Raw genomic sequence first — 20,326 nt, 5'->3', positions numbered from 1 at the left:
GATCAGGTGCGGGCCGCTTCGCATTCGGCGATGCGTGCCCGCACCCGTTCGTTCCCGGCGAGCTCGTCGGAAAGCTTGGTATCGCGGTAAATCCTCGCCGACACGAGCTGATCCGCGGTCAATCCCCATGCCCCGCGCAGATTCGCGCCGAGCAATTTCGCGTTGTCCATATTCGCGCCGGTCAGGTTGGCCTCTTCCAAGTCGGTGTTCTCGAAATCCGCCGACCGCAGGTCCGCTCGGATGAAATCGGCTCCGCCCAGCAGCGCCGCCTCGAAGTCCACTCGCCGCAACTGTCCGTTTTGGAACTTCCCGCGGCGCAGTTCGACCCGGCGCAGGTCCAGTCGCGGTTCGCCGTCCCGGATCGGGCGGCGGCACAGCACCGTCACCGCGGCCTGCAGATCCTCCGGCGGCCGCGGCGCGGCTGAGTCAGTCCCCGGCGACCGGTGCCGCAGGAACGCGGCGAGCACCTCGAGCACGGTGTCGTGGTCAGCTTCGCTGTCGCGCAGGATGCGTTCAAGGCTGTAGATCCCGCCGATCCGCTGGTCAGTGTTGGCGTCGCCGAGCAGTTTGATCGCCTCGACGTACCGGCCGGTCAACTGTTCCTGCCGGTGCAGATCGAACAGCTTCTGCGTGTGCCGGTGGTTCTTGTGCGTGTAGAGCAGGCCGAGCCCGCCGACGACCCCGGCCCCGATCGCGACCAGCGTCGTGCGGAACCCGGTGACCACCGCGCCGTCGGCCGGTTGCAGATCGCGCTCGCGCAGATGGCTGCCGTCGAGCCACCACGGTCCGCGCCACAGCAGCAGCGCGAAGACGACGAGGGCGAGCACGCCCCCGGCAACGGCCATCGCCTGTTTGGTCCTCGGTGTCATGGACCACATGATGCCGTTGGTCTGGACCGCGCACGGTCCGCGCTCGCCCGATCACCCTGTGCCGGTCGCTGACATCCCGCGGTACCAAGCCGTTACCCCGCCGTTTCCCTAGCCCATTGACGGCGTGTGGCCGCGCTCACTACAGTCCCGGAAAACCGTCTGTAAAGTTTCCTAATAAAGGAGCAGCCAGGTGCGAGCCGGCAGTCCGCGAACGTTGCGCGAGATGAACGACCGCGCGGCGATCGAGGCGTTGCTGCGGAACGGGCCGCTCACGCGGGCCGAGCTCGAGGCCGCCATCGGGTTGTCCAAGCCGGCCACCGCGCAGTTGCTCACCCGGCTTGAGCAGGACAACCTCGTCGGCAAGGCGGGGGAGCGGGCCGGTGGCGGACGCGGGCCGCGCGCGCAGTTGTGGGCGGTCAACGGCGGGCTCGCGCACGTCGCGGCCGTCGATCTCACCCCGCGGGTCGCGGACTTCGTAGTCGCCGACGTCGCCGGGGCCGTGCTCGCCGAGTATCGCGTGCAGCTTCCGGTGGCCGAGGGCGCGGACGTCGTCGGGTCGTTCGGGCAGGCGCTGCGCCGGGTCACCAAGGCCGCGGGCATGCAGCTCGACGATCTGGCCAATGTGGTCATCGGCGCGCAGGGCGCGTTCGATCCGCGCACCGGATTGCTGTCCTCGGCCCCGCACATCCCGGGCTGGCTCGGGTTCGACGTGCCGGCGCGGCTGAGCGACGAACTCGGCGTCACAGTCAAGATCGAGAACGACGTAAACCTTGTCGCGGTTGAGGAAATGACCGTCGGCAACGCGCAGGACGTCGACGACTTCGTGCTGGTCTGGCTGTCCGAAGGCGTCGGCGGCGCGGTCGTGATCGGACGGCGGCTGCTGCGCGGCGCGACCGGTGGCGGCGGCGAGATCGACTGGATGCGCGTCCCCGATCCGGCCACTGTGGACACTGGCGACAGCTGGCCGTCCGCCGGTGCGCGGTTCGGAAACCTGGTCGACTCGTCCGCGATCACCCGGCTCGCCAAGGCGCACGGCATCTCCGCCGACAGCGGCTGGGACGCCGTCACCCAGGCGCGGCACACGGCACACCAAGGGTTTCTGGACGATCTCGCGCGCCGCGTCGCCAGCGGAGTCGCGAGCCTCGTCGCGGTCGCCGACCCGCAGCTCATCCTGTTGTGCGGCGAGACCAGCCGCGCCGGCGGCGACGAGTTCGCCGGGATCGTCGCGGAGAAGCTGCACGAACTGGTCCTGCCGCGCACGCCCGTCGGCGTCGCTTCGGTGCAGGGCAACGCGGTGCGCGCCGGTGCGCTGCAGTCCGCGCTCGCCACCGCCCGTGAGGACGTCTTCGGCGTCGTCACCCCCACGCTCCTCGGGCCGCGTCGGTCCGCCGGAGAGCAAGCCCCGTCCCCGACCGAGTAGACCCACCCGAAGGACAGGAGGGTTCATGTCCGCTCCCACCCGCACCCGGAGAATCGCGCGCAAGCGCGGGTCTCTGCTGCTCAGCGCCGTCGCGGCGAGCACGCTGCTGGCCACCGCCGCGTGCGGTGCCGCCGCGCCCGCAGGCGGCGGCGACGCCGCGGCTCCGCCGAACAAGGACGACAAGCTCACCATCACCGTCTACAGCAAGTTCACCGACCGCGAGTACGGCGTGGTCACGAAGGCGCTGGACAAGCTCAAGGCGAAGTTCCCCAACATCACCATCAAGCACGAGGGGAACCAGGACGACGACAAGCTCACCCAGTCGATCCGCGGCGGGAACCCGCCGGACGTGGCGATCTCGTTCTACACCGACAACCTCGGCGCGTGGTGCTCGACGGGCAGCTTCCAGGACCTGAAGCCCTACATCGACCGCGACAAGATCGATCTCGAGCAGATCCCGCAGGCGGTTCGCGATTACACGTCCTACCAGGGCAAGCGGTGCGCGATGCCGATGCTCGCCGACGTGTACGGGTTCTTCTACAACAAGACGCAGTTCGCGGCCAAGGGCATCGCGGGCCCGCCGAAGAACACCACGGAGCTGTTCGAGGACGTCAAGAAGCTCACTGAGTTCAACCCGGACGGTTCGATCAAGACCGCGGGCTTCCTGCCGTCGATGCCGTTCTACGCCAACCAGGCGCAGTACTGGGCACCGAACTTCGGGGCGAAGTTCATCGGCCCGGACGGCAAATCGTCGCTCGCTTCCAGCCCCGGCTGGAAGGAGATGTTCGAATTCCAGAAGAAGCTCATCGACTTCTACGGCGGGCACGAGAAGGTCGAGAAGTTCAAGGCCGGGCTCGGTGACGAATACTCGAAGGACAACGGCTTCCAGTCCGGCAAGCTGTCGATGATCTACGACGGCGAGTTCCGCACCGCGTTCCTCAAGGACCAGATGCCTTCGCTCGACTACGGCACCGCGCCCGCTCCGGTGCTCGACAGCCTGGCCGGCCAGTACGGCGGCGGGTTCGGCACCGGCACGATCATCGCGATCCCGAAGGGCGCGAAGAACCCCGGCGCGGCGTGGGAGCTGATCAAGCAAGCCTCGCTCGACACCGACACCCTTGTCGAGATGGCGAATGGCCTGAACAACGTGCCCAGCACCAAGGATTCGCTGAGCTCGCCGAATCTGAAGATGCCGCCGCAGTTCAAGACCTTCACCGACATCTACAACAGCGGCAAGCTGGTCGCCAACCCGACCACGCCGATCGGCGACGCGTTCCTCAAGGCGGTCAACGACTTCGCCGAGAAGTGGCAGGCCGGGTCGGTTCCCGATCTGGACGCGGGCCTCAAGAAGGTCGACGCGCAGATCAACGACGAATTGGCGCAGAAGGGCGCCGGCGGATGACCACGCTGACCGCGGCGGAATCCGGAACCTCCTCCGCGCCGAATCAGGCGCGGAGGGGGTCTCCCCGGGCCAAGCGCAGGCGCACGGTGTTCTGGTTCATGGCACCGGCGACCCTCGGGTTCCTCATCTTCTTCGCCTACCCGCTCGGCGCGACGCTGTTCTACTCGTTCACCCGCTACGACCTGATCAACCCTCCACAGTGGATCGGGTTCGACAACTACGTGCGCATGTTCACCAGCGAGCCGCTGGTGAAAACGGCTGCGTACAACACGTTGTGGCTGGTGATCATCCTGACGATCTGCCGGGTGCTGTTCTCGCTCGGCGTGGCGTCGGTGATTTCGCGGCTGAAGAGCGGCGTCGGCATCGTCCGCACGCTCTGCTATCTGCCCGCGCTCGCCCCGCCCGCGGCCGCGACGCTCGCGTTCGTCTTCGTGTTCAACCCGGAATTCGGTCCGGTGAACCGATTCCTGCGGCTGGTCGGCATCGACGGCGGATTGTGGTTCAACAGCCCGGAAATGTCGAAGCCCGCGCTGACCCTGCTCGCGCTGTGGGGTTCGGGCGAGCTGATGATCATCATCCTGGCCGCGTTGCTGGACGTTCCGCAGGAGCAGTACGAGGCCGCGGAACTCGACGGGGCCGGCCCGATTCGCCGGTTCTGGCACGTGACGCTGCCGTCGATCTCGCCGGTGCTGCTGTTCGGCGTGGTCAACTCGATGATTTACGCGCTGCAGTTCTTCACCCAGGCGATCGTCGCCGCGTCCGCCTCCGCGGGAACGGCGGACGTCGCCGGGAACTCGAAACTGATCGGTGCGCCGGAGAACTCGACGCTGACGTATCCGATCTGGTTGTACGTGCAGGGTTTCCGGTACTTCAACATGGGCTATGCGGCGGCGATGGCCGTGTTGCTGTTCCTGGTTTCCGCTGGTTTCACCTGGATTCTGGTTCGGCAGATGCGTAAGACGCAACATCAGGAGGACGGGGCATGACGACGCTTTCGGCACCGCCGCGTCCGGCTCCTCCGGTGCATCCGCGGGAGAAGTTCAAGCGGCGCTGGGACAAGAAACTGTCCTTTGTGGCCACGCACGCGGTCGGCATCGCGCTCGGCCTGATCTTCATGCTGCCGCTGCTGTTCGTTTTTCTCACCTCGGTGATGAAGAGCGACCAGGCGATGACGTCGAGCCTGTGGCCGACGGAATGGCATTTCGAGAACTTCGTCGAGGTGTTCCGGAAGGCCCCGTTGCTGGAGTACTTCGGCAACAGCTTCCTGTACTCGGCGCTGGCGACGGTCGGGGCGCTGCTCTCGGCGATCCCGGCGGCGTACGGGCTGGCGAAACTCCGGTGGCGCGGGCAAAACCTGTGCTTCATGCTCGTCGTCGTCGCGATGATGCTGCCGCCGCAGGTCACTGTCGTTCCGCTGTACGACCTGTGGGTGCGACTCGGTTTCACCGGCACGTTGGTGCCGCTCATCGTGCCGTACTTCTTCTTCGACGCCTTCTCGATCTTCCTGCTGCGGCAGTTCTTCCTGACTATTCCGAAGGACTACCTCGAAGCGGCGAAGATCGACGGCTGCAACGAGTTCCGGGTGCTCACGCGAGTGCTGATCCCGATGGCGAAGCCGGGGATCGCGGCCACCGCGATGTTCTGCTTCCTGTTCACCTGGAACGACTATTTCGGCCCGCTGCTCTACACGGGCGAGAACAAAGACAACTGGCCGCTTTCACTGGCGATCGCGTCCTTCCGAGGCATGCACCACGTCGAATGGAACCTCACGATGGCCGCCACCGCGCTGATCATGCTGCCGGTGATCGTGCTGTTCGTGTTCGCGCAGAAGTCGTTCGTCAAGGGCATCACGTTCACGGGAGTCAAGGGATGAAACTGGCAGTGGTCGGCGGTGGGTCCACCTACACGCCGGAGCTGATCGACGGCATCGCCGGGCGGCGGGCCTCGCTCGACGTCGACGAGATCGTGCTGATCGACCCGGATGCCTACCGGGTCGAGGCGGTCGGCGATTTCAGCCAGCGGCTGCTGAACCACGCGGGGCATTCGGCCCGCGTGCGCACCACCGCGAATCTGGAGGAGGGCGTCGACGGCGCGTCGGCGGTTCTCATCCAGCTGCGCGTCGGCGGGCAGAAGGCGCGTGCGTCGGACGAGACGTTCCCGCATATGTGCGGTTGTGTCGGCCAGGAAACGACCGGTGCGGGCGGCCTGGCGAAGGCGCTGCGCACGGTGCCGGTGGTGCTCGACATCGCCGAGCGCGTGCGCAAGGTCGCCGGCGACGACACCTGGATCGTCAACTTCACCAACCCGGTCGGCATCGTCACCCGCGCGCTGCTGCAGGAGGGCCACCGGGCGGTCGGCCTGTGCAACGTCGCGATCAACCTGCAGCGCAAGTTCGCGAAGCTGCTCGGCGCGTCGACCGGCGACGTCAAACTGGTCCACACTGGACTGAATCACCTGAGCTGGGAACGCGGCGTCCTGGTCGACGGCGTCGACCGGCTACCGGAACTCCTTGCCCAGCACGCGGAATACCTCGGCGAAGAGGTCAGTGTGCCGGTCGAGTGGATGCAGCGGATGCAGGCCGTGCCGTCGTACTACCTCAAGTACTACTACTCGCACGACGCGCAGGTCGCGAAGCAGCAGACCGAACGTCCGCGCGCCGAGGTGGTCAGCGACGTCGAGGAAGAATTGCTGAAGATCTACCTCGACCCGGAGCAGGTCACGAAGCCGGATTCGCTGGAGAAGCGCGGCGGCGCGTACTACTCCGAGGCGGCGGTGCAGCTCGTGCACGCGCTCACCTCCGGCGGTGGCGCCGAGGAGCACGTGGTGAACGTCCGCAACAACGGCACGTTCGACTTCCTGCCGGACGACGCCGTGATCGAGGTTTCGTCCACTGTGGATTCCGCGGGCGCGACCCCGATCCCGCAGGCTCCGGTCGACCCGCGGTTCGCCGGGCTCATCGCCGGGGTCACGGCTTACGAGTACCTGGCCTTGGACGCCGCGATCAAGGGCGGCCGGGACCGGGTCGCGGACGCGCTGCTCGCGCACCCGCTGGTCGGCCAGTACGCCAAGGCGGACCAGCTCGCGGACGAACTCGTCGCACGCAACCGGGATTTCCTGCCCTGGGCGCGGGCATGAGCGACACCGTCGTCGCGATCGACGGGGGGAACAGCAAGACCGAGGTGCTGGTGGTTTCGCGGGACGGCGTCGTGCTCGGCGCCTCCCGCGGCCCCGGGGTTTCTCCCCAGCGCGTCGGCGTCGACGGATGTGTTGCCGCACTTGAGGAATTTGTCCAGGAGGCCCTCCGTGCCGGTGGGCTTTCGACCGAGCCGCCGTTCGCCGTGCACACCTCGGCGTACCTGGCCGGTCTCGACTTCCCTCGGGAAGAAGAGGCGCTGCACAAGGCTTTGTCGGCCCGCGGCTGGAGCTCCACTTTGGACGTCGGCAACGACGTGCTCGCTTTGCTGCGGGCTGGAAGTTCCGACGGCGCCGGGGTAGCAGTGGTGTGCGGCGCGGGAATCAACGGCGCTGGCTTCGCCCCGGACGGTCGTTCTTACCGATTTCCCGCGCTGGGCAAAGTGTCCGGCGACTGGGGCGGCGGCTACCGGCTGGGCGAGGAAGCCCTGTGGTGGGCCGTCCGCGCGGAAGACGGACGCGGTCCGCGAACTGCGTTGGAATCGGCTGTCGCGGAGTACTTCGGTGCTTCGAAACTGCTGGATGTGGTGCAGGGCTTGCACTTCGAGGAGATCGACGCCGCCTCGATCCACGGCCTCTGCCCGCTGTTGTTCGAGGTGGCCGCGTCCGGTGACGAGGTCGCGCAGGACGTGGTGACGCGGTTCGCCGAGGAGGTAAGCCTGCTGGTGGCCGCGATCATGCGCCGCCTGGACCTCACGACGTCCGCTCCGGAGGTCATCCTCGGCGGCGGCGTGCTGACCGGCGTCGGCGAACCGGTGATCGCGGATATCGAACGGCGCTGTCTGAAGGTGGCCCCGCGGGCGCAAGTGCGCGTAGTGGAGGTGAACCCGGTGGTCGGAGCCGCACTGTTCGGTTTGGACAAACTCGGCGCTTCTGACTCCGCGAAGGCAGCTTTGAAGGCTGCGACGCAACGCGCGTGAGCACGGGGTGGCTGCCCGAACGAGCAGCCACCCCATTCTCGGGTCAGGCCGCGATGCCCTTGCCGGTCTCCAGGACCGACTTCAGGTCGGACAGGATCCACGCCCAGCCGCCGCCCGCGTTCTCGCCCGGACCGGCGTTGACGTCCTCGTGCTGGCCGGACACGAGAGCCGCGTGGTTGGGCGCGCCGGTGACGTCGTGGGTGACGGTGAGCCGGGTGCCCGCGGTCTGCGTTTGCTCGATGTCGTAGGTGACCGTGGTGTACGGCTCCGCGACGAGACTCGGATCCATCTGCAGTTTCCACGTGACCACCAGCTTGCGCGGCGGATCGACCTCCAGCACTTCGCCGTCGAGGAGGTCGCTGGTGAACCCTGAGTCGATGAACTCCTGGGTCGGCTTGGTGCGGTGCTTGCCGCCGCGCTTGAGGTCGTAGTCGGCCAGTCCGGTGTAGCCGTATTTCTGGGTCCATTCCGGCTTCGTGATGGCGTCCCACACCGCCTGCGGGGTGGCCTTGATGTACACGCGGTTGACCTGCACGGTCGTGGTCTCGCTCATTTTCCGGGCTCCTTATAGGTTTCTTCGGCTTCGAGCTGGGCTTTGAGGCCCAGCAGCGCCGAGGTGTGGTGTGCGGTGTACTTGTCGATCCAGCGGTCGTGGATCTGCCGGATCGGGATCGGGTTCAGGAAATGCCGCTTTTCCCGCCCCTCCTTGCGCGAGGTGACCAACTCGGCCTCCTCGAGCAGCTTGAGGTGTTTCATCACCCCGAACCGGGACATGTCCACTTCGGACTCCAGCTCGGTGAGCGTGCGGCCGTCACGCGCGTAGAGCAGGTCGAGCAGGAACCGGCGGGTCGGATCCGCCAGAGCCTTGAAAACCAGGTCCTCGTCGGGCACGCACCGAGAATAGGTGACCAAAAGGTCACGTGTCAACCAAAGAGAACGGCCGCCGGGTTCGGAGCCCGGCGGCCGTCGAAGGGTTCGGCGCTAAAGCAACGCGCCCAACGGCAGGATCAACGCAATCGCCACCACCGAGATCACCGTCTCCATCACCGACCAGCTCTTCAGTGTCTGCCCGACCGACATCCCGAAGTACTCCTTGACCAGCCAGAACCCGGCGTCGTTCAGGTGCGAGAAGAAGAGCGACCCGGCGCCGATGGCGAGCACCAGCAGGGCGTTGTGCGTCGGGTCGAGGGTCGCGGCCAGCGGGGCCACGATGCCCGCCGCGGAGACCGTCGCGACCGTCGCCGAACCCGTCGCCAAGCGGATCGCCACCGCGACCAGCCAGCCGAGCAGCAGCGGCGACAGGTGCGCGCCCTTGGAAAGGCTGGTGATCACGTCGCCGACCCCGGCGTCCACCAGGGTCTGCTTGAACCCGCCGCCCGCGGCCACGATCAGCATGATCCCGGCGATCGGGGCGAGGGAATCGCCGATGATCGACGACAGCCGTTCCCGGTTCAGCCGCGCCGGGCGGCCCAGCACGACCATGCCGACGAGGACCGCCAGCAGCAGCGCGACGAGCGGGTCGCCGATGAAGTCGAGGACCCGGCGGACCGGGTTTCCCTTGTCCGCCAAGATGTCCGCGAGCGCCTTGGCCAGCATCAGGACGACCGGCAGCAGCACCGTGGACAGCGTCGCGAAGAAGCTCGGGCGGTGCTTTTCGTCGGTGCCTTCGGATTCCGGGACCAGCCGGGCGGGCGGCGCGGCGTCGGGCACCATCTTGGCGGCCAGGCGGCCGAACAGCGGACCGGCGATGATCACCGTGGGAAGCCCGACCAGCAGGCCGAGGCCGAGGGTGAGGCCGACGTTGGCGTTCAGCGAACCGGCGGCGGCCAGCGGGCCGGGGTGCGGCGGGATCAGGCCGTGCAGCACCGAGAGCCCGGCCAGCGCCGGGATTCCCAGCAGCAGCACCGGTTTCCCGCTGCGCTTGGCGACCAGCAGCACCACCGGGATCAGCATGACCAGGCCGATCTCGAAGAACATCGGCAACCCGATCAGCGCGGCGATCAACGCCATCGCCCACGGCAGCCCGCCGCCGCGGACCCGGCCGAGCACGGTGTCGACGATCCGGTCCGCGCCGCCGGAATCGGCGAGCAGTTTGCCGAGCATGGCACCGAAGGCGATCAATACGCCGACGGACGCGATAGTGCTGCCGACGCCGTTGGTGAAGCTCTTCAACAGCTTGTCCACCGGCATTCCGGCGACCAGTCCGAGCACGCCGGAGCCCAGCGTGAGCGCGAGCAGCGGGTGCAGTTTCACCTTGCTGATCAGCACCACGATCACGGCGATGGCGAGCACCGTGGCGAGGATCAGGCGGGTGTCGTGGCCGGTCCAGCCGGCGGCGAGGGTCGTCATGCGCGCTCCCGGAACGCTTTCAGCGCCGACGCGACGAGGTCGGCGGGCGGGCGGCTGATGTCGAGGGTCACTCCCGGCTCGTCCGCTTCCAGCGGTTCGAGGTCGGCGAGCTGGGAATCGAGCAGAGAGACCGGCATGAAGTGGCCGGTGCGGGTCTTCATCCGCTCGGCGAGCAGGTCGCGCGAACCGTGCAGGTGCAGGAACCAGACGTCCCCGCCGCCGCGGAGCACGTCGCGGTAGCGCCGCTTCAACGCGGACGAGCTCACCACCGCGCCGTTCTCGTGGTGCTTCCCGATCCAGGACGCGATCGCCGCCAGCCACGGCGCCCGGTCCTCGTCGTTCAGCGGGTGCCCGGCGGTCATCTTTTCGATGTTCGCCCGCGGGTGGAAGGTGTCCGCCTCGGCATACACGGTCCCGAGCTGCTCCGCGATCGCTGTGCCGACCGTCGTCTTGCCCGAGCCCGATACGCCCATCACCACGATGACCGTCATCCGCACCTCCCACGTCTTTGTGCTCTGGAGAGTCAAACTCAAAAGTACTACTTAATCAAGAAGAAGTAGTACTTAATCGAGTCAGAGCGCTAGGTTAACCCGGTGGGGACTGATCGGCACGAGGAGATGCTCGACGAGCTCGGCGCGGCCATCGCGAGCGGCGAGCTGGCGCCGGGCGCGGTGTTGCGCTCCGAGGAGCTGCAGGAGCGGTACGGGGCTTCGCGGACGGTGGCCCGCGAGGTCGTGCGGGTCCTCGAGACGATGGGGTTGACCAGCAGCCGCCGCCGCGTCGGGGTCACCGTCCGCGAGCCGGCCGAGTGGAACCACTATGACCCGAGGCTGATCCGCTGGCAGCTCGACGGCGCGGACCGGCCGGCCGCGCTGCGCACGCTGACCGAACTGCGCTCGGCCGTCGAGCCGTGCGCCGCCCGGTTCGCCGCGATCCGGGCGACCCCGGAGGAACGCGGGCGGATCCGCGCGCTGGCGGTGCACCTCCAGCGGACGGCGCGCGCCCGCGATCTCGACGCCTTCCTCGGCCACGACGTCGCATTCCACGATCTGCTGCTGTCCGCGTCGCGGAATCCGATGTTCGCGCAGCTGTCCTCAGTGGTCGCCGAAGTGCTCGCCGGCCGCACCGGGCACGGCCTGATGCCGGACGAACCGCAGCCCGAGGCGGTCGCGCTGCACGTCGAGGTGGCGGAGGCGATCGACCTCGCCGACCCGGTGCGTGCCGAACGCGCGATGCGCGACATCGTGGAGCAGGCACGCGAGGAAATCGCCGCGGCGGTGTCGAGTAATCTCGGCGACTGAATCGTCCACGTTCGGGGGGCTGCAAGTGAGCGCGGCGCGCGCGATCGGCTTGATTCTCGGTTTGGCCGCAGACGGAGCACTCGGCGACCCGCGGCGACGGCCGCCGGTGACCGCCTTCCGCCAGGTAGTCGCCGCCACGGGTTCGCGGCGCGCGGCCGGGCTCGGAATCGCTGGCGCGGCCGTCGCGGCTGGCGTGCTGGTCGAGCGGACCGGCCGCCGCAGCCCGGTGCTGCAGGCGACAGCGACGGCGGTGGCGACGTGGGCGGTCGTCGGCGCGTCCGGGCTGGCGACGCAGGGGACGGAACTGGCCCGCGATCTCGAAGAGGGCCGTCTCGAACCTGCGCGCGACACACTGTCCGAACTGGACCCGCGCGTCACCGACGGGCTCGGGACGATCGGGCTTTCCCGTGCGTCCGTGGAAACTTTGGCGGAGAACACGTCCGAAGTGGTCGTGACACCGTTGCTGTGGGGCGCGGTCGCGGGCGTGCCCGGGCTGCTCGCGGCGCGGACGATCGGACTGCTGCGTCGCCTGCTCCCCGGGCACTGGGCTATCGACCGGCTCGATGAACTCGTCCACCTCCTGCCGACCCGGGTGGCCGCCGCGCTGACCGTTGTGGGTGCGCCGGTGGTGGGCGGTTCGGCGGGTGGCGCGTGGCGGGCTTGGCGGCGCGACACGATCGCGCATCCGAGCCCGAACGCCGGTCGCGTTGAGGCGGCTTTCGCTGGTGCGCTGGAGATTCGGGTCGGCGGGCGGACCGAGTATCCGCAGGGCGTGGTGGAGCTGCCGGTGCTCGGGGTCGGCCGGAATCCGGACGCTGGGCACGTGACGCGCGCGGTGGAACTGTCCCGAGTGGTCGGTTGGCTGGCCGCCGGGACGTCGGTGGTCGTCGCGGTGCTGACCGGATTGCGTCGCCGAAACCCCTGAGCCGTCAGGGTTTCAGGTGCGCGATGGCCTCCGCGTCGCCGAAACCGTCCCGTTCGGACAGTCGGGCCCCGATCCGTTGCCGGTCCTCGGATTTCTTGTTCCCGCCGTACTTGAACTTCGCCCGCACCTCGGTCACGGTCAGCTCGATGCCGCGAATCCCGGGCAGCAGCCGCCGGTCCGGAGCGTCCACGGCGGACACCGGGGTGCGCTTGCCGTCCGGCTCGAAGTGCGCCAGCTGGTGGTTCAGCAGCGCGGCCTTCTCCGCCGGGTCGTCGACGATGCGGACGTCGCAGGCCAGCTGCACGCTCGCGTAGTACGACGTGGGCACGCCCAGCGCGGGATCGTCGGCGGTGTTCCAGTCCGAGCGGATGTACGTGTAATCGCCGGTCACCGTCAGCAGGGCGCGCGGGTGTTCCTCCAGCAGCGGCCACACCGGATTCGGCCGGGCGAGGTGCAGGCGGACGGTCGCTTCGCCGTCGAAGACGAAGTGCGTCGGCACCACCACCGGGAGATCACGGCCGCGGCCGCCGGCGACCAGTTCGCCGAAATCGTGTCCGGCGAGCCAGCCCCGCCATTCGTTCTCGTCCGCGGTGTCCCAGGGGTGGATCAGCATGCCGCCAGTATCAGCGCCGCGAGTGGCCCGGACAAAGGGCCATTTTTCCGGAGAACGACCAGGCCACTCAGGCGGTCGGTGTGTACTCGTCCTCTTCTTCGGCGAGCATCTCGGCGACGGACTTGCGCCGGCCGCGCTGCGGGCGTTCGGTCGTCAGCGCGCCGCCCGGACGCAGCTCGCGGATCGTGAAGTACAGCCAGCCCAGCAACGCCATCGTGCCGAACGCCAGCCACTGCAGTGCGTAGGAGAAGTACGGGCCCGATTCCAGCTGCGGCAGCGGAAGCGCCTTGAGCACGCCGGGCTGGTTCCCGTCGAGCTGGAAGTAGCCAGGCCGGATAGTGAGGCCGGAAGACTTCGCGACCACGCGCGAATCGACGGTGTAGCTCTGCAGCTTCCCGTTCGTCGACGCGTCAGCGAACGCGTCGCGGTTCTTCGGGTCCGTCTCGTCGCTTCGCACGCGCGCGACGACCGTCACCTGTCCGCCCGGTGCTGCCGCGTACGGAAGGACGCCGGAGTTGCTGCTGAGCCCGACGTAGCCGCGGTCGACGAGGTACACAGTGCCGTCTGTGGCGCGAAGCGGCGTGAGGACCTCGTACGCGCCTTCGCCCTGCACAGTGCGCAGCCGTGCGACAACTTCCGCCGAAGGCAGGTACGTGCCGGTGATCGACACGAGGTGCCACTCGGTGTTCTTGTCCGGCTTCGTTCCGGGCGGCAGCAGCTGTGCCGCGGGAGCGGGCTTCGCGGTGAACGACGTGGTCAGCGCGTTGTTCTGGGTGACCTGTTCGCCGTCGCGGCGGAACTGCCACGGGGCCAGCAACGTGTAACAGCAGATGGCGAAGGTGAACACCACCACTGTCAACGCCAGCCATCCCGGCCGGAGCAGAAACCGCAACCGCACCCCTCTACGGTAGGCCGTCGCGTTCCGTGCGCGCACCCGGACCGGACGTCACGCCTGTTCGCGGACCCAGTCCAGCAGTCCCGGCACGCTCCGCTCGATCATCCCGAGCACGTCCTCGAAGCCGTCGCCGCCGCCGTAATACGGGTCCGGTACCTCGGCATCTTCGGGGGCGGACGGGTCGAAGGACCGCAGCAGCCGTACCCGCGAAGGGTCTTCGACGCGGGACCGCAGGAAGCCCAGGTGACTTTCGTCGGCGGCGAGCAGCAGGTCGGCTTCGAGGTCTTCGTCGCTGACCTCGGCCGCGGTGTGCTCGGTGGGGTAGCCGTGCGCCTTCAACGTGGCGCGCGCCCGCCGGTCGGCCGCCTCCCCGACGTGCCACGGCCCGGTTCCCGCGCTGGACACGTGCACGGCGTCGGAGAGGCCCGCGTCGGCGAGCTTCTTGCGGAAGACGAGCTCCGCCATGGGGGAGCGGCAGATGTTTCCCGAACACACAAACACCAGGGAAGGCATGGTCGGAAGTCTCCCAGAGTGATCGTGCGAGGATCCCCAGGTGCCTGCATTAGCCGAGATCATCGCCGTCCTCGAACGCAGTTACCCGCCCCGGCTGGCGGAAAGCTGGGACGCGGTCGGGCTCGTCTGCGGAGACCCGGCCGAGGACGTCGCCCGCGTGTTGTTCTGCGTCGACCCGGTCGAGGAGACGCTCGCCGAGGCCGAGGAAATCGGCGCGCAGCTGATCGTCGCGCACCATCCGCTGCTGCTGCGCGGTGTGCACGGCGTCCCCGCGGACACCGCCAAGGGCTCGCTCGTGCACCGCATGATCCGCGGCGGCATCGCGCTCTATTGCGCGCACACCAACGCCGACTCGGCCGACCCCGGCGTGTCCGACGCGCTCGCGGAGGCCATCGGGCTCGTGGTCGACCGGCCGCTCGACCCGCACGAACCGGGCGGTGCCACCGGGATCGGCCGGATCGGGCACCTGTCCGCCGCGGAGCCGTTCGCGCAGTTCGTCCAGCGGGTCGCCGACGCGTTGCCGGTCACCGTGCCCGGCGTGCTCGGCGCGGGAGACGAGGACCGGCCGATCCGTACCGTCGCGGTGTCCGGCGGTGCGGGCGACTCCTATCTCGCGAAGGCGACGGCCGAGGGCGTCGACGCGTACGTGACCGCGGATCTGCGCCACCATCCCGCCGGCGAACACCTCGCCGCGGCGGGAACCGTGCCCGCGCTGGTCGGCTTGACGCACTGGGCCAGCGAGTGGCCGTGGTGCGGACAGGCCTCGGCCCTTGTCGGCGCGGCCTTTGCGGGTACCGTCGAAGCTCACGTCTCCACGCGGTGCACCGACCCGTGGACCATCCGCGCTACCACCCAGTAACTAAATCAGGGAGCACAGTGAAGGCCGACCCCGCCGTCCAGCGTCAGCTGCTCGAACTCGCGAAGGTGGACGCCGAGCTTTCGCGCGTCGCGCACCGCCGCCGCACCTTGCCCGAGCTCGCCGAGATCGAGGCCGGGGAGAAGTCTGCCAGGGAGAAGCGCGACGCGCTCGTGTCCGTCCAGACCGCGTCCTCGGACCTCGACCGGGAAATCGCCCGGCAGGAGAAAGAGGTCGAATCGGTGCGGGCGCGCGTCGACCGCGACCGCAAGCTGCTGGAATCCGGATCGATCGGCGCCAAGCAGATGACCGATGTCGAGCACGAGTTGCAGACGCTGGGCCGTCGGCAGGGAGCGCTCGAGGACGACCTGCTGGAGCTGATGGAGCAGCGCGAGGCGCTGGGCCTGGACGCGCAGCGCACCAGCGCCGAGGTCGACAAGGCGGTGCAGGAGGTCGAGGCCGCCACGGCGCGCCGCGACGAGGCGTTCAAGGACCTCGACACCACCGAGGCCCGCCGCAAGGAGGACCGCGCGAAGCTGCTGCCGCGGTTCCCGGAGCCGCTGCTCAAGCTGTACACCCGCGTCTACGACCACAAGGGCATCGGCGCGGCGCTGCTGCGGGCCCGCCGGTGCGGCGCCTGCCAGCTCGAACTCGACCGCAACACCATCTCAGAGATCAAGGCCGCGGCCGAGGACAGCGTCGTGCAGTGCGACAACTGCGGCGCGATCCTGGTCCGCACGCTGGAGTCGGGCCTGTGAGCGAACGGGCGATCGTCGAGGCCGACGGCGGATCCCGGGGCAACCCCGGCCCGGCGGGCTACGGCGCGGTCGTGAAGGACGCGGCCACCGGCGAGGTCCTCGCCGAGCGCTACGAATACCTCGGCATCGCCACGAACAACGTCGCGGAGTACTCCGGGCTCGTCGCCGGGCTCGCCGCGGCGGCCGAGCTCGGAGTGTCCATTGTGGACGTCCGGATGGACTCGAAGCTCGTGGTGGAGCAGATGTCCGGCCGGTGGAAGATCAAGCACGCCGCCCTGCAGCCGCTCGCCGCGCAGGCGCGCGAGATCGCGGCGGGCTTCGACCGCGTCGGCTACACCTGGATCCCGCGCGCGGAGAACTCGCACGCGGACCGGCTCGCGAACGTCGCGATGGACAGCGCCGGGTCCGGGGCCACCTCGCCCGCCCCGCTCGCCGAGACACGGCCGAAGGCCAAGGTTTCCGAGCCGGACCGGGTGTCCCCGGCGGGCTGGACCGGAGCCCGCGGCACGCCCACCAAACTGCTCCTACTGCGCCACGGCCAGACCGAGATGTCGGTCGACCGCCGCTACTCCGGTCGCGGCGACGTCCCGCTCACCGAACACGGCCGGGGCCAAGCCGCCGCGGCGGCGAAACGGCTGGCCGCGATGCCGGGGCTGATCGGCGAGGACGGCGAACCGGCCCCGATCATCTCGTCGCCGCTGATCCGCACCAAGCAGACCGCGCAGGCGGTCGCCGACGCGCTCGGCGGCCGGGTCGAAACGCATCCCGGCCTCATCGAGACCGACTTCGGCGAATGGGAGGGCCTCACCTTCGGCGAGGCCGCCGGGCGGGATCCGGAACTGCACCGCTGCTGGCTGAGCGATTCGTCGTGCCCGCCGCCCGGCGGCGAGAGCTTCGACGCGGTCCACGAGCGGGTCGGCAAGGCCCGCCGCGACCTCGTCGAGCAGTACGACGGACGCACGGTGCTCGTGGTCAGCCACGTGACGCCGATCAAGACCCTGCTGCGGATGGGGCTCGACGCCGGTCCGTCGCTGCTGTTCCGGCTGCACCTCGACCTGGCGTCGCTGTCGATCGTCGAGTTCTATCCCGACGGCAACGCCTCGGTCCGGTTGGTGAACGACATCTCGCATCTGTCCTGAGCAGCGTTGATGTGACGTGGATCACGGTCGGGGATGACGTGTGAAACGCCCCGAATGAGGTATTGGCTAGAGTGCGGTGTCGACCGCGGCGCCGCGGCGCTGGTCCCGGCCGGGACTTCAAGGGGGGCGCAGGCTCGTGCGTTTCTTCGGCAGCATCCGCAAGTGGAAACAGTGACGAGGACATGACGGCTAGCGCACTCACCGCAGTATCGGAGCCCGACCTGCCGGGGGAGGAGACGACCGACCCGCCTGCGCGGTTCAAGCTCAGCTGGCTGGCGTCGACGCTGGCGGTGCTGGCCGGCGTGGCCGCGATCGCCTGGCACGCCACCCGCTACGGGCACTGGATCGTCGACGACGCGGCCATCACGTTCTCCTACTCGCGCAGCGTCGCCGACGGGCTCGGCCCGGTGCTGGCCCCCGGCCAGCCGCCGGTGGAGGGCTTCTCGGACCCGACGTGGATGATCCTGCTCGCGCTGGGCAAGGTCGTCGGCCTCTTCGACAAGGGCCTGCTGTTCGGCATCCCGGACTACGTGCTGTTCCCCAAGCTGCTCGGCCTGTTCTTCGCCGCGGGCATCCTGGTGCTGTGCCATCTGGTGGCCCGGCAGGTGTTCCGCAGGCACGCGTGGGCGATCACGCTGGCCACCGGCCTCGGGCTGGCGGCGATCCCGTCGTTCGTGATCTGGGTGGTCTCCGGCCTCGAGAACTCGCTGTTCGCGTTCTTGATCACCGCGTTGGCGGCGCTGCTGTTCACCGCGCTGCGCAAGGAAAACTCGCTGTCGTTCAAGGTCGCGATCGTCGCGGGCGTGCTCGTCGCGGCCGCCGCGCTGACCCGGCCGGAAGGCCTGATCTACGCCAGCGCGTACCCGATCGTCCTGCTGTTCGGCGTGAAGCGCGAGGGTTTCTGGCCCAGCCTGCGGTCCGCGCTGGTGTCCATCGCGGCCTTCGCCGTGCTGTTCGGCGGCTACGTCGTCTGGCGCTACACGGAGTTTCACCGGCTGCTGGCCAACCCGTCGGTCGCCAAGAAGCAGGGGCTGCCCACCTTCGCGTCGATCATCCGGCCGAACCAGCTGGTGGAGTACGTGGGCATCGCGCTGACGCTCGTGCTGGTCGCGGCGGTCGTGTGGGCGCTGGTCAAGGCTCCGTGGCGGCGTCCGCTGATCGGGCTGGTCACGCCGCTCGTGCTCGGCGTGATCGCGTACGGCGTGATGGTTCCGGACTGGATGGCGCAGTACCGCTTCGCGACGCCGGTGTGGGTGCTCGGCACGCTGTGCGGCGTCATGGCCGTCGCCGAACTGCTGCGTTCGCTGGCGAAGGTGCAGTGGCGAGCGGTCGCGGCGCTCGTGCTCGTGGCCGCGTCGGTGCCGTCGGCGATCGGCTTCGTGAACCAGTCCGACGAGTTCATCAAGAGCCCCACCGTCCCGGCGTGCCTGATCGCGGACCGCTTCGGCCGCGGCTTCAACACGTACGCCGACATGCTCGGCCTGCAGCAGGCGTCGCTGCTGCTGCCGGACCTCGGCGGCTCGTCGATGACCAGCCGGCTCGAACTGGTCGACATGGCCGGCCTGGTCAACGCGCCGATCGCGGACCTCACGCACAAGGAAGACATCGCCGGCCTGCGCGACTACGTGTTCGACACGGTGAAGCCGACCTTCATCCACTCGTGGGGCCCGTGGGCGGACGGCAACGAGATCAGCATCGACCCGCGCATCGACCGGGACTATGTCCCGATCCTGGTGTACCCCGGCCCGGGCAAGCGCCAGGGAGACTTCGTCCGCAAGGACGCGGTCACCGACCCGGCGAAGCTCGCTGCCGTCCAGCACTACGCGCAGGTCACGATGATGAACGTGGAAGCGCAGCGGTTCGGGGACGGTCTCGACGACTGTGGCCCGACGTTGTCGCGCGGCAGCACGATCGCGCCGCGCGGCTAAAGCACCAGCCACAACGCGCACGTCGCCGCAGCCAAGGCCAGCGGCGTCGTGAGCGCGCCGAGCCTCAGGAATTCGCCTACCGGCGGATGCTGCCCGTGTCGGACGACGACACGGCGCCACAGCAGCGTCGCGAGCGAGCCTAGATACGTCGCGTTCGGGCCGATGTTCACGCCCAGCAGCACGGCGAGCAGCACGCCCTGATTCGGGTGCGGGCCGAGGACGGACAGCAGGATCAGCGTCGCGGGCAGGTTGTTGACGACGTTCGCCAGCACCGCCGCGATGGCGGCGGCGAGGAGCAGTTCGGGCAGCCCGGCCGTAGCCGGCAGGATTGAGCGCAGCAGCCCGCCGAGAACGTGTTCGTTGACCGCTTCGACCACCACGGCGAGGGCGAGCACGAAGAGGATCAGCAGCGGGGACGCCTCGGTGATCACCTGCCAGGGCCGGATCTTCCGCTCCGCCAAGGCTTTCGCGGCGAGGACGAGCGCGGTCAGCGCGGCGACCCAGACCGGTTCGACGTGCACCAGCTGTCCGGTCGCGAATCCGGCCAGCATGACCGCCAGCACGATGAGGGTGAAGACCGGCGCTTCGCGGTGTTCGGGGCGGCGGGTGCTGGCCGGTTCGCGGAGGTCCTTGCGGAAGAACCAGGCGAACGCGGCGAGTTCGACGGCGAGCGTGACCAGCCAGGGCAACGCCATCAGCGCGGTGAAACCGGCGAAGGTGAGGCCGGAAGCGGTGAAGGCGAGCAGGTTCGTGAGGTTGGAGACGGGAAACAGCGTGGACGCCGAGTTGGCCAGGTGCGCGCACGCGTAGACGTGCGGGCGCGCGGTGAGTTTCAGTTCCGCCGCGGTGGCGAGGACGACCGGGGTCAGCAGGACGACGGTCGCGTCGAGGCTCAGCACGGCGGTGACGATCGCCGCCGCGGCGAAGGTGAGCAGCAGCAGCCGAGGCTGCCGTCCGCGGCAGATTTCGGCGAGTTCGGCGCCTAGCCAGGTGAAGACTCCTTCTACCGCGGCGAGGTGGCTGACCAGCAGGATCGCTGCGAGAAAGCCCATCGTCGGCAGCATCTGGACGACCCGCTCGCCCGCTTCGTGCGGGGAAGTCAGGCCGAGCGCGAGGACGACACCGGCGGCGGGGACCGCGAAGACAGCCTCCGGGAGACCGCGCGGGCGCGCCATGGCGAACCAGAGCGTTCCGGCGAGAAGAAGCAGAGACAGGGCACCGTTCACGCCCGAACGCTAGCCGCCGC

The 20,326-nt window shown here is 68.9% G+C and carries 21 protein-coding genes; 12 read left to right on the top strand and 9 right to left on the bottom strand.

Annotation, left to right across the window (positions count from 1 at the left end):
• Positions 1 to 2 precede the first annotated feature (2 nt).
• Positions 3 to 869: a pentapeptide repeat-containing protein gene (locus ABZX37_RS28975; protein WP_354744776.1), complete on the bottom strand. Its 867-nt coding sequence runs from the start codon at positions 867 to 869 to the stop codon at positions 3 to 5.
• A gap of 223 nt (positions 870 to 1,092) precedes the next feature.
• Between ABZX37_RS28975 and ABZX37_RS28970 the strand changes: the two genes are divergently transcribed.
• Genes ABZX37_RS28970 through ABZX37_RS28945 form a run of 6 tightly spaced genes read left to right on the top strand, consistent with a single transcriptional unit; the run spans position 1,093 to position 7,803 of the window.
• On the top strand, positions 1,093 to 2,289 hold the full coding sequence (locus tag ABZX37_RS28970) for an ROK family transcriptional regulator (RefSeq protein WP_354744821.1): 1,197 nt from the start codon (positions 1,093 to 1,095) through the stop codon (positions 2,287 to 2,289).
• Positions 2,290 to 2,314: 25 nt separating this feature from the next.
• On the top strand, positions 2,315 to 3,691 hold the full coding sequence (locus tag ABZX37_RS28965; protein WP_354744774.1) for an extracellular solute-binding protein: 1,377 nt from the start codon (positions 2,315 to 2,317) through the stop codon (positions 3,689 to 3,691).
• On the top strand, positions 3,688 to 4,677 hold the full coding sequence (locus ABZX37_RS28960; protein ID WP_344288496.1) for a sugar ABC transporter permease: 990 nt from the start codon (positions 3,688 to 3,690) through the stop codon (positions 4,675 to 4,677). Before ABZX37_RS28965 ends, ABZX37_RS28960 begins: the two co-directional genes overlap by 4 nt.
• The gene (locus ABZX37_RS28955) at positions 4,674 to 5,564 is read left to right on the top strand and encodes a carbohydrate ABC transporter permease (protein WP_354744771.1); all 891 of its coding nucleotides are present in this window, start codon (positions 4,674 to 4,676) and stop codon (positions 5,562 to 5,564) included. The genes ABZX37_RS28960 and ABZX37_RS28955 overlap by 4 nt, the downstream gene beginning before the upstream one ends.
• Positions 5,561 to 6,826: a 6-phospho-beta-glucosidase gene (locus ABZX37_RS28950; protein ID WP_354744769.1), complete on the top strand. Its 1,266-nt coding sequence runs from the start codon at positions 5,561 to 5,563 to the stop codon at positions 6,824 to 6,826. The genes ABZX37_RS28955 and ABZX37_RS28950 overlap by 4 nt, the downstream gene beginning before the upstream one ends.
• A complete protein-coding gene (locus ABZX37_RS28945) occupies positions 6,823 to 7,803 on the top strand; it encodes a BadF/BadG/BcrA/BcrD ATPase family protein (RefSeq protein ID WP_354744767.1) in 981 nt (326 codons plus the stop codon). Before ABZX37_RS28950 ends, ABZX37_RS28945 begins: the two co-directional genes overlap by 4 nt.
• 43 nt (positions 7,804 to 7,846) lie before the next feature.
• Here ABZX37_RS28945 and ABZX37_RS28940 read toward each other — a convergent pair whose 3' ends face one another.
• From ABZX37_RS28940 to ABZX37_RS28925, 4 genes are all read right to left on the bottom strand, one after another.
• Positions 7,847 to 8,356, bottom strand: a complete 510-nt coding sequence (locus tag ABZX37_RS28940) for an SRPBCC domain-containing protein (RefSeq protein ID WP_354744765.1) — start codon at positions 8,354 to 8,356, stop codon at positions 7,847 to 7,849.
• Positions 8,353 to 8,694 (bottom strand): metalloregulator ArsR/SmtB family transcription factor, encoded by a 342-nt coding sequence (locus ABZX37_RS28935; protein ID WP_354744763.1) that lies wholly within the window; start codon positions 8,692 to 8,694, stop codon positions 8,353 to 8,355. The genes ABZX37_RS28940 and ABZX37_RS28935 overlap by 4 nt, the downstream gene beginning before the upstream one ends.
• Before the next feature lie 90 nt (positions 8,695 to 8,784).
• Complete coding sequence (locus tag ABZX37_RS28930; RefSeq protein WP_354744761.1) at positions 8,785 to 10,152, bottom strand: gluconate:H+ symporter; 1,368 nt, start codon at positions 10,150 to 10,152, stop codon at positions 8,785 to 8,787.
• Positions 10,149 to 10,643: a gluconokinase gene (locus ABZX37_RS28925; protein ID WP_354744759.1), complete on the bottom strand. Its 495-nt coding sequence runs from the start codon at positions 10,641 to 10,643 to the stop codon at positions 10,149 to 10,151. The genes ABZX37_RS28930 and ABZX37_RS28925 overlap by 4 nt, the downstream gene beginning before the upstream one ends.
• Positions 10,644 to 10,769: 126 nt before the next feature.
• On the opposite strand from ABZX37_RS28925, the gene ABZX37_RS28920 reads away from it, so the two are divergent.
• Together ABZX37_RS28920 and ABZX37_RS28915 are read left to right on the top strand one after the other, a co-directional pair.
• Positions 10,770 to 11,453 carry an FCD domain-containing protein gene (locus ABZX37_RS28920; protein WP_354744819.1) on the top strand — a complete coding sequence of 228 codons (684 nt, stop codon included), beginning with the start codon at positions 10,770 to 10,772 and terminating at the stop codon, positions 11,451 to 11,453.
• A gap of 25 nt (positions 11,454 to 11,478) precedes the next feature.
• The gene (locus tag ABZX37_RS28915; protein WP_354744757.1) at positions 11,479 to 12,378 is read left to right on the top strand and encodes a cobalamin biosynthesis protein; all 900 of its coding nucleotides are present in this window, start codon (positions 11,479 to 11,481) and stop codon (positions 12,376 to 12,378) included.
• A gap of 4 nt (positions 12,379 to 12,382) precedes the next feature.
• Here the strand turns inward: ABZX37_RS28915 and ABZX37_RS28910 are convergent, their stop codons facing one another.
• From ABZX37_RS28910 to ABZX37_RS28900, 3 genes are all read right to left on the bottom strand, one after another.
• Entirely contained in the window at positions 12,383 to 12,991 is a 609-nt protein-coding gene (locus ABZX37_RS28910; protein ID WP_354744755.1) for an FMN-binding negative transcriptional regulator, read from the bottom strand.
• Between the two features lie 67 nt (positions 12,992 to 13,058).
• A complete protein-coding gene (locus ABZX37_RS28905) occupies positions 13,059 to 13,889 on the bottom strand; it encodes an SURF1 family cytochrome oxidase biogenesis protein (protein WP_354744753.1) in 831 nt (276 codons plus the stop codon).
• A gap of 48 nt (positions 13,890 to 13,937) precedes the next feature.
• A complete protein-coding gene (locus tag ABZX37_RS28900; protein WP_354744751.1) occupies positions 13,938 to 14,399 on the bottom strand; it encodes a low molecular weight protein-tyrosine-phosphatase in 462 nt (153 codons plus the stop codon).
• A gap of 40 nt (positions 14,400 to 14,439) precedes the next feature.
• On the opposite strand from ABZX37_RS28900, the gene ABZX37_RS28895 reads away from it, so the two are divergent.
• The 4 genes from ABZX37_RS28895 (at position 14,440) to ABZX37_RS28880 (ending at position 19,080) form a co-directional block, all read left to right on the top strand.
• On the top strand, positions 14,440 to 15,258 hold the full coding sequence (locus tag ABZX37_RS28895) for a Nif3-like dinuclear metal center hexameric protein (protein WP_354744749.1): 819 nt from the start codon (positions 14,440 to 14,442) through the stop codon (positions 15,256 to 15,258).
• Between the two features lie 17 nt (positions 15,259 to 15,275).
• Complete coding sequence (locus tag ABZX37_RS28890) at positions 15,276 to 16,013, top strand: C4-type zinc ribbon domain-containing protein (RefSeq protein ID WP_354744747.1); 738 nt, start codon at positions 15,276 to 15,278, stop codon at positions 16,011 to 16,013.
• Entirely contained in the window at positions 16,010 to 17,152 is a 1,143-nt protein-coding gene (locus tag ABZX37_RS28885) for a bifunctional RNase H/acid phosphatase (protein ID WP_354744745.1), read from the top strand. The genes ABZX37_RS28890 and ABZX37_RS28885 overlap by 4 nt, the downstream gene beginning before the upstream one ends.
• Positions 17,153 to 17,334: 182 nt before the next feature.
• Positions 17,335 to 19,080, top strand: coding sequence for a hypothetical protein (locus tag ABZX37_RS28880; protein WP_354744743.1), 1,746 nt, complete (start codon positions 17,335 to 17,337; stop codon positions 19,078 to 19,080).
• On the opposite strand, the gene ABZX37_RS28875 is transcribed toward ABZX37_RS28880, so the two are convergent.
• A complete protein-coding gene (locus ABZX37_RS28875; RefSeq protein WP_354744817.1) occupies positions 19,077 to 20,255 on the bottom strand; it encodes an SLC13 family permease in 1,179 nt (392 codons plus the stop codon). The genes ABZX37_RS28880 and ABZX37_RS28875 overlap by 4 nt on opposite strands.
• Between the last annotated feature and the right edge of the window lie 71 nt (positions 20,256 to 20,326).

This window comes from Amycolatopsis sp. NPDC004079 (assembly GCF_040610415.1).
In the GTDB taxonomy this organism is placed as follows: Bacteria; Actinomycetota; Actinomycetes; order Mycobacteriales; family Pseudonocardiaceae; genus Amycolatopsis; species Amycolatopsis halotolerans.
Note: the sequence above shows the minus strand (reverse complement) of the source record. Positions and strands in the feature narration are given on the sequence as shown.